The sequence below is a fragment of the Paenibacillus sp. MSJ-34 genome, from assembly GCF_018918005.1.
Taxonomy (GTDB): Bacteria; Bacillota; Bacilli; order Paenibacillales; family Paenibacillaceae; genus MSJ-34.
In genome coordinates this window covers 1-8,423 of the sequence record NZ_JAHLPR010000091.1, presented here as the reverse complement: position 1 = coordinate 8,423, position 8,423 = coordinate 1, and the positions used below count along the sequence as shown (strand labels likewise).

Here is an 8,423-nt window from a genome sequence, read left to right as displayed (position 1 = left end):
AGTGTATCCACATAATGTTGACTTGAACCGAACGAACTGGGAAACCTCCACTTTTTTACAGTCCGCGAGGCAGATCCACTATATTCAGTGTTTGATATTACGGGCTTTCGAAATTTAGGATGAGAATAATATTACTGCAACTCGTACAGAATACTTTCAAGGTAGCAAAACTGATCTTGGAATTGTTGGACAAGTAACGGGTTATATCGAGGTTGATGAAAAACCTTTTAGTGTAGAAGTTGAAGTTTATATGACAACTTGGGATGAGTTAAAAAACACACATGACAATGTCGGTGGTTCAGCTAAATTTGAAGGATACGGAGTAATAGGTTCTGACGGGGCTATTGGTAAAATACTTGAATTAAACATTTCTGATTACAAAGATGGAGTTTCAAACCATACATTTAGTAAGAACGATTCTGGTTCAGGGGCTTTTCTGTTTTTTGGAATGTCAGCAAAAGGAACAATTGGATCATTAGATATTCCAGCTACGTTTAGATAACAAATTTAATACACTTTAAGTTATCCTCCATTGATTAATTTTTATGTTCCTACACTCCTTCTATTTTTTGAAGGGGTGTTTTCAAATATTTCTCTCTCTATGGAATGTTTTTTGTCGAGACACACAGAGGGGCTCTGGAGATTTGCAATTACATACCCGCATTAATGCTTAATTCGTAAAGGATAAGGCGCTACTATTCTGGGAAAGAGCGCGCGGTCAGATCGCATATATGGAACTAAGTTTGAAACTGAACGACGAATATGTGCTCGGAGATCTTAGGAACAGAAATCTAAATAAACTAATGAAATGGAAACATACAATGAGTGAAGGATCGTTTACGTGATGCCTTCTCCGCACTCATTTATATAAGTGATGTAGGAATTGGTGAAAATCGGACAATATATAGATTTGTGAATTTCTTTTCAATCTTTCAATGTTTGTCCGGATCCTTAGAATCAGTCTCCTCGTTTTGATCTTGATTCCCCAGCTAAAACATGCTAATATAGGTAGGTATGTGTGAAGTATTCGTTGCTGCACATGCTGTAACCGCACCGATCGGGTAACGAAGCATGGACGATGATGCGCGTTTGCCATCGTACCCATCACCTGAATCAGGCGAGTCTTGGACATGAGGAGGTGCAACAAATGTACGCAATTATTGAAACAGGCGGCAAACAATACAAAGTGCAAGAAGGCGATGTATTGTACATTGAAAAACTGAATGCAGGCGAAGGCGAGAGCGTTACTTTCGACCGCGTATTGGGCGTATCCAAAGGCGACGGCTTCGTAACAGGCACGCCAGTCGTATCCGGCGCATCCGTTTCCGCGAAAGTGGAGAAGCACGGCAAAGGACAAAAAGTTACAGTTTTCAAATATAAGCCGAAGAAAAATTATCACAAAAAGCAAGGTCACCGTCAACCGTACACGAAAGTTGTGATCGAGAAAATCCAGGCGTAAGAGGTGCGGCATGATTCGCATTCATATTGCGCGCAAGCGGGATGATCGATCGATCGTTAGCTTCTCTGTGGACGGGCATGCGAACTATGCGAAACGGGGGCAGGATATCGTCTGTGCGGGCGTATCCGCCGTCACGGTCGGCACGGTGAATTCGATTGAAGCGTTAACCGGCGTCGTTCTGGAGAGCGAAATGAAAAACGGATTTCTGAGCGGACGCATCAAGGCTCCGATCGAGCCGGAAACATTCGCGCAAGTTCAATTGCTGCTTGAGTCTATGGTGGTCATGCTGCAATCTATCGAGGCGTCATACGGAAAGTATATTGAAATACATGAACAATTCTTGTAAGAAGGAGGTAGACAACATGTTAAAGTTGAATCTTCAATTATTCGCATCGAAAAAAGGTGTAGGTTCCACGAAGAACGGACGCGACAGCATCGCGAAACGCCTTGGCGTGAAACGCGCTGACGGTCAAACCGTATCCGCGGGCAGCATCTTGGTGCGTCAACGCGGCACGAAAATTCACCCTGGCAACAACGTAGGAATCGGTAAAGACGATACGCTTTTTGCGAAAGTGGAAGGTGTCGTTAAATTCGAACGTTGGGGCCGCGATCGCAAAAAAGTGAGCGTCTACCCGGTTGAATCCGCTCCTGTAGCGGCGACGGTAGAAGCGTAATCGTTTTTGAAGCGACAAACCCGTTTCGGGTCTTTTGATTAAACAAGCCGAGGACAAACAAACTGATCCTCGGCTTGTTTTTTTCGTCCTATCCATGGGCGGTTGTCTTTCGTTGAAGATTTAGTGTACTATTTACACATACGCGCAATGATGGTTATCGAAAGTTCGATATATGAAATTGTGGAAGAGGATTGTGGGAAACGGATGAAATCTTGGAGAACGAAGCGGATGATTGCAGCAGGATCAGCCGTTATTCCTCTGCTGATCGTCATCGTTTACGATCGGCCGCTGTGGCCCGCGATGTTGTTCGCCGTATGGATCGGAGCGATCGCGTGGTACAGCGTGCGAACCGTTCGCAAGGAACAGAAGGAGCTAATGAAGCGGTCGCTCCTTGCGGCTCATATAACGGCCATACATACGTTGAATCATCACCGCCATGATTGGATGAACGAACTGCAAATCGTATACGGATATATTCAATTGAAAAAACATGATCAATTATTGCAGAGCGTGGGAAAAATAAAAGAGCGGATGGCGCAGGAAAGCAAAATTTCGAAGTTGGGAATCCCGTCGCTCGTGCTGTACTTTCATTCGTTTCGAACATTCAACGCCGACATGCAATTGGATGTGCGTCTCGACGAGGAAATCGATTTGACGGATTTGCGCATGGCGATCGATGCGGAAACATTGTCGCACACGATTCAAGAAACGGTTCGAATTTTTCAGTACATTCCGCGGCAAACGTATGACGACGAACGGGTTCTTCAAGTCATGTTTCAGAAGCGCCCCGGGGAATTGCGCGTTGCCTATCGATGGGAAGGGGAAGTTCCCTCGGATGCATTAGATGACGTACGCCAAAAAATGAAATCGATTGTGCAGGGCAAACCAGGGAAAATGGAGCAACCCGATTCCGGGCGGGCTTCGTTCGAATGGAGTGTGCCTTGCGTTACGTAACGAGGTGGAACGATGTTTGTAGATAAAGCGAAAATTTATGTCAAAGGCGGCGACGGAGGCGACGGGATCGTATCCTTCCGCAGGGAGAAGTATGTGCCGGAAGGCGGCCCCGCCGGAGGCGACGGCGGAAAAGGCGGGGACGTTATTTTCAGAGTGGACGAAGGATTGCGCACGCTGATGGATTTTCGTTACCAACGCCATTTCAAGGCGAAGCGAGGCGAGAAAGGGCGCAACAAAAGCCAGCACGGCGCCAATGCGGAGAGCATGATCGTCCGCATACCGCCTGGCACGGTCGTTATCGACGACGATACGCAGGAAGTGATCGCCGATTTGACGCGGCACGGCCAGCAAGTCGTCGTGGCGCGCGGCGGGCGCGGCGGGCGCGGCAATATCCGCTTTGCGACGCCGAACAATCCGGCTCCGGAAATCGCCGAGAACGGCGAAGAGGGAGAAGAACGCTGGGTCGTGCTTGAACTAAAGGTTATGGCCGACGTAGGCTTAGTAGGTTTTCCGAGCGTCGGCAAATCGACGCTGCTGTCGGTCGTTTCGGCCGCCAAACCGAAAATCGGCGCCTATCACTTTACGACGATTACGCCGAATTTAGGCGTTGTCGACGTTGGGGACGGTCGCAGCTTCGTTATGGCCGATTTGCCGGGACTGATCGAAGGAGCGCATGAAGGCATAGGTCTCGGTCACGAATTTCTGCGTCATGTGGAGCGAACCCGCGTCATTATTCATGTCGTGGATATGGCCGGATCGGAAGGCAGAGATCCTTATGAAGATTGGCTCAAAATCAATCAGGAGCTCCAGCTTTATAACGCCAAGCTTGCGGAACGACCGCAAATCGTGGCCGCGAACAAGATGGATATGCCCGAAGCGGAACAGAACTTGTCCGAATTTACGCGCAAAGCGTTGAAGGAGCGGCCGGATTTGGACATTATGCCGATCTCGTCGCTTACAAGGCAAGGGGTGCAAGAATTGTTGTACCGGGCCGCCGCCATCCTCGACGAAATTCCGGATACGCCGGAAATCGAAGAAGTGGCCGAGGTGGAGGAACGGAAAGTATACCGTCTCGAGAAAAAGGACGAACAGCAATTTACGATTCGGCGCGAGAACGATATATTTGTCGTGGAAAGCGAGAGCATCGAACGCATGATGAAGCGGATGCAGCTCAATTCCCATGATGCGATATTAAGATTTGCCCGCATTTTACGTAAGATGGGAGTCGACGAAGCGCTGCGGCAGCGCGGAGCGAAAGACGGAACGATTATCCGGATCGCGGATTTCGAGTTCGAATTCGTCGAAGGCAGCAGCTACTATTATTGAGAAACCGCAGATGCTTTTTCTTCGCAACAGTCCGAGCCATATCATATCGACGCTTTGCACCCGCGCGATATGGTATGGTTTTTTCCGTTAACAACTATTGCTCTTCTACCCGGATTCCGCTATAATGTCCACTATACGAAAACAATGGTCTAGTGGGAGAGGACGTTCGATGGCGGAACGCTATTATTTGGTCCGGGAGGACATTTTGCCCGAAGCGGTAATGAAAACCGTTCAGGTAAAGCAAATGTTGGCAAGCGGCGAAGCGGTCACCGTGCATGAGGCTGTGGAGCGCGTCGGGTTAAGCCGCAGCGCGTTCTACAAATATAAAGACGGGATTTTTCCGCTCAATCAAATGCAGCGGGAACGCATCGTTACGATTTCGCTCGATTTGGAGCACCGATCGGGCGTTCTGTCGAAAGTGCTTGGTTTGGTGGCGGCGCATGACGGCAATGTACTCACCATCAATCAGACCATTCCGCTGCAAGGTATGGCCAATGTGGTCATTACGGTGGAGACGACGTTCATGTCGGGGCAACTGGAGGCGATGATGGAAGCGTTCCGGGCGCAGGAAGGCGTCAGGAAGGTGTCTCTCATCGGACAAGGATAGTCTTGAGCACGGAATCACGCGGACTTCGAAAGCAAATGAGCATGATATTGTTTCAAGCGTCACGCTTACAAACATTTAGGAGGAGCATATATGAAACCGGTCAAAGTGGGGTTGTTGGGGTTAGGCACTGTCGGTACGGGAGTCGTCCGTATCGTTCAAGGGCATCAGGAAGATTTGCGGAGTCAAGTCGGATCGCCCATTCAAATCGAAAAAATATTGGTGAAAGATGCGAATAAAGTTCGTAATATTCCAATCGATCCGGGCAAGCTGACGGAGGACGCTTGGGAAATTATCCGCGATCCGGAAATCGATGTCATCGTCGAAGTGATGGGCGGAGTCGATTCGACCAAGCCGTATATACTCGAAGCTTTGGAACGCGGCAAACATGTCGTCACCGCCAACAAAGATTTGATGGCGCTGCACGGCCCGGAAATATTGGCGAAGGCCCAGCAGCATCAATGCGACGTGATGTACGAGGCTAGCGTTGCCGGCGGCATTCCGATTATACGTACATTAATCGAAGGCTTCTCTTCCGATCGCATTTTGAAAATTATGGGGATTGTGAATGGGACGACGAACTATATATTAACGAAAATGAGCCAAGAAGGGGCTTCTTACGAGGATGTGCTGAAAGAAGCGCAGCAGCTCGGATATGCGGAGGCAGACCCGACTTCCGACGTCGAGGGACTCGACGCCGCGCGCAAAATGGCGATTCTCGCGACGCTCGGGTTTCGTACGGAAGTGGCGCTGGAAGATGTCGACGTACGGGGGATCTCCGGCGTGTCCAAAGAAGATATTATGTACGCGAAACGTCTCGGCTACGAAGTGAAACTGCTCGGCATCGCCGAACGGCAGGATGAGCATATCAGCATTAGCGTGCAGCCGACGATGGTGAAATTTTCGCATCCGATCGCTTCCGTCAACGGGGTCTTCAACGCGGTTTACGTTCATGGCGAAGCGGTGGGAGAAACGATGTTCTACGGAGCCGGAGCCGGCGAATTGCCGACGGCAACATCCGTTGTCGCCGATTTGGTCGCGGTAGTGAAAAATTTAAAACTCGGCGTCAACGGGCAAAAAACGATGGTGCCGTATAACGAGAAGAAACTGAAATCCGACGAGCAGATCGCCTGCAAAAACTTTATTCTTTTGCACGTTGAAGACAAGGCGGGAGTTCTCGCGCAAATTACGCAAGTATTCGCCGAGTACGAGGTCAGCTTGGCATCCGTATTGCAGCAGCCAAACGCCGACAATCCGGACGCGGAAATCATTATCATTACGCATGACGCGAGCAAAGCGAGCATGGATAAAGTATTGAAACATTTCGAACGGCTTGGCGTCATTCGCAAAGTGAAGAGCGTCTACCGCGTCGAAGGTTAAAAGGTGGAGCCGATGACGAAACAGATTAACATTCGTCCGAGGGCGGCTGTCAAAGTTCCGGCCAGCACGGCCAACTTGGGACCGGGATTCGACACGCTCGGCATGGCGCTCAATTTGTTCGCTTGGATCGAAATGAAGCCTTCCTCGGAGACGCAAATCCATTTATACGGCGATGAAATGAACGATATACCGTGCGATAAATCCAATTTAATTTATAAAGTGGCGCAAACGGTGTTTGCAGAAGCGGGCGTTGCCGTGCCTGAACTGGAAATATCGATGTACAGCGACATCCCGCTTGCGCGGGGACTGGGAAGCAGCGCCGCGGCGATTATCGGCGGCATGGTGTGCGCGAATGCGCTAATCGGCAATCCGCTGTCGCAGGACCGCATTTTCACATTGGCAACCGCTTTGGAGAAGCATCCCGACAACGTAGGAGCGTCGTTGTTCGGCGGAATCGTCGTGACCGTATGGAACGGGGAACGCGCCGAACATATTCGTTTGGAACCGCATCCCGCCTTGGAGGTGCTGGCGGCGATTCCGGAATTTCATCTGGAAACGGAAAAGGCGCGCCATGTGCTGCCGCAATCCGTCTCCATGCAGGACGCCGTGTTCAATGTAAGCCATTCGTCGTTATTGGTCGCGGCGCTTGCGAGCGGCAAATTGCCGCTCATCCGCCAGGCGATGAAGGACAAGCTGCATCAACCGTATCGGGCGGCCTTGGTGCCAGGCATGAAGGCGATATTGGAGAATGCGACGGAATACGGCGCGCTAGGCGTCGCGCTAAGCGGCGCGGGGCCTACGCTGCTCGCATTGGTTGATGGACAAGGGGTTCATAAGGTACAATTAGAACAGTTTTTATTGGATACGTTGCAACGGGAAGGAATAACCGCGGCCACGCTCCGGCTGAAGCCGAACGCGGAAGGAGCCGTCGTGCTGCCCGAGCCTGCGCAGCAGTCTTTCATGGAGCTTGTTAAAGGGGAAATGGGCGTATGAAACGCATCGCATTATTGCCGCAAGGCACGGTGTCGCATGAGGCGGTCGCTTATTTATTCGCGAACGAAGAGCATGAATTCGTGCATTATAAAATGATTTCCGACGTTTTCGCCGCGACGGCATCCGGCAAGACGGATTACAGCGTCATTCCGATCGAGAACACGATTGAAGGTTCGGTCAGCCTTCATATGGATTGGCTGATCCATGAAGTGGACATTCCGATCCAGGCGGAATGGGTATATCCCTCCGTCCAAAATTTGATCGGCGACGCATCGCAATTCCGCGTTTTGGGCGGCGACGGGAAACGGGAAGCGGGCGAAGAGGCGATCGATTACCGTAAAATTAAAAAAATATTGTCCCATCCTGTGGCGATGGCGCAATGTACGCAATTTTTGCGCACTTACGTGCCCCATGCCGAATTGGAGCAGGTCGGCAGCACCGCGGAAGGCGTCAAGCAAGCGAAGGAAAGGCCGGGCCAAGGCGTTGCGGCAATCGGAACCAGACTTGGAGCGGCGGCGCACGGTCTTGATATTTTGAAGGAAAACGTAACCGACCATCAAAACAACTTTACGAGATTCGTACTGATCGGTCCGGACAACATCGCTTTGCCGAAACCGGGGCGCATGAAAACGAGCATACTCGTCACGCCGCCGCAAGATTATTCGGGAGCGCTTCATCAAATTTTATCGGCGTTCGCATGGCGCCGCCTTAACTTGACGCGTATCGAATCCCGGCCGACCAAAAAGCAATTAGGCAATTATTTCTTTTATATCGATATTGAGGCTTCGATGGATTCCGTTTTGCTGCCTGCCGCGATAGCGGAAATTGAGGCGATCGGTTCGCAGGTTCGCGTCCTTGGTTGTTATCCGAGCTATTCTTACGATCAACCAAAATGATCATAGAAGTTCGTTAAAATAGGATCTCGGAATAAACCGGGCGATTGAGGCTCAATTTGGGGTGCTTGAGTTAAAATTATCGATGTAAACGTGTTTTTGAAAGCAATTTTCAAAAATGCGTATGCTAAAGAACCCGA

At 50.1% G+C, this 8,423-nt stretch carries 10 protein-coding genes; all 10 read left to right on the top strand.

The features are described from left to right. The first annotated feature begins 250 nt into the window (after nt 1-250). Entirely contained in the window at nt 251-502 is a 252-nt protein-coding gene (locus tag KQI79_RS26665) for a hypothetical protein (protein ID WP_216541380.1), read from the top strand. Between the two features lie 645 nt (nt 503-1,147). After that, nucleotides 1,148-1,459 (top strand): 50S ribosomal protein L21, encoded by a 312-nt coding sequence (gene rplU / locus KQI79_RS26660; RefSeq protein ID WP_216541379.1) that lies wholly within the window; start codon nt 1,148-1,150, stop codon nt 1,457-1,459. 10 nt (nt 1,460-1,469) lie between these two features. Then, nucleotides 1,470-1,805, top strand: a complete 336-nt coding sequence (locus KQI79_RS26655) for a ribosomal-processing cysteine protease Prp (protein ID WP_216541378.1) — start codon at nt 1,470-1,472, stop codon at nt 1,803-1,805. Nucleotides 1,806-1,821: 16 nt separating this feature from the next. Continuing rightward, nucleotides 1,822-2,133, top strand: a complete 312-nt coding sequence (gene rpmA / locus KQI79_RS26650) for a 50S ribosomal protein L27 (protein ID WP_216541377.1) — start codon at nt 1,822-1,824, stop codon at nt 2,131-2,133. A gap of 228 nt (nt 2,134-2,361) precedes the next feature. Continuing rightward, complete coding sequence (locus KQI79_RS26645; protein WP_253298432.1) at nt 2,362-3,087, top strand: Spo0B domain-containing protein; 726 nt, start codon at nt 2,362-2,364, stop codon at nt 3,085-3,087. Nucleotides 3,088-3,099: 12 nt separating this feature from the next. After that, nucleotides 3,100-4,413: a GTPase ObgE gene (obgE, locus tag KQI79_RS26640; RefSeq protein ID WP_216541375.1), complete on the top strand. Its 1,314-nt coding sequence runs from the start codon at nt 3,100-3,102 to the stop codon at nt 4,411-4,413. Between the two features lie 169 nt (nt 4,414-4,582). Beyond that, nucleotides 4,583-5,020 (top strand): ACT domain-containing protein, encoded by a 438-nt coding sequence (locus KQI79_RS26635; RefSeq protein ID WP_216541374.1) that lies wholly within the window; start codon nt 4,583-4,585, stop codon nt 5,018-5,020. Nucleotides 5,021-5,110: 90 nt separating this feature from the next. Next, on the top strand, nt 5,111-6,397 hold the full coding sequence (locus KQI79_RS26630) for a homoserine dehydrogenase (protein ID WP_216541373.1): 1,287 nt from the start codon (nt 5,111-5,113) through the stop codon (nt 6,395-6,397). A 24-nt stretch (nt 6,398-6,421) separates the two neighbouring features. Continuing rightward, on the top strand, nt 6,422-7,390 hold the full coding sequence (gene thrB, locus KQI79_RS26625) for a homoserine kinase (protein WP_483311418.1): 969 nt from the start codon (nt 6,422-6,424) through the stop codon (nt 7,388-7,390). Continuing rightward, nucleotides 7,387-8,286 carry a prephenate dehydratase gene (gene pheA / locus KQI79_RS26620; RefSeq protein ID WP_216541371.1) on the top strand — a complete coding sequence of 300 codons (900 nt, stop codon included), beginning with the start codon at nt 7,387-7,389 and terminating at the stop codon, nt 8,284-8,286. The genes thrB and pheA overlap by 4 nt, the downstream gene beginning before the upstream one ends. Nucleotides 8,287-8,423: the final 137 nt, after the last annotated feature.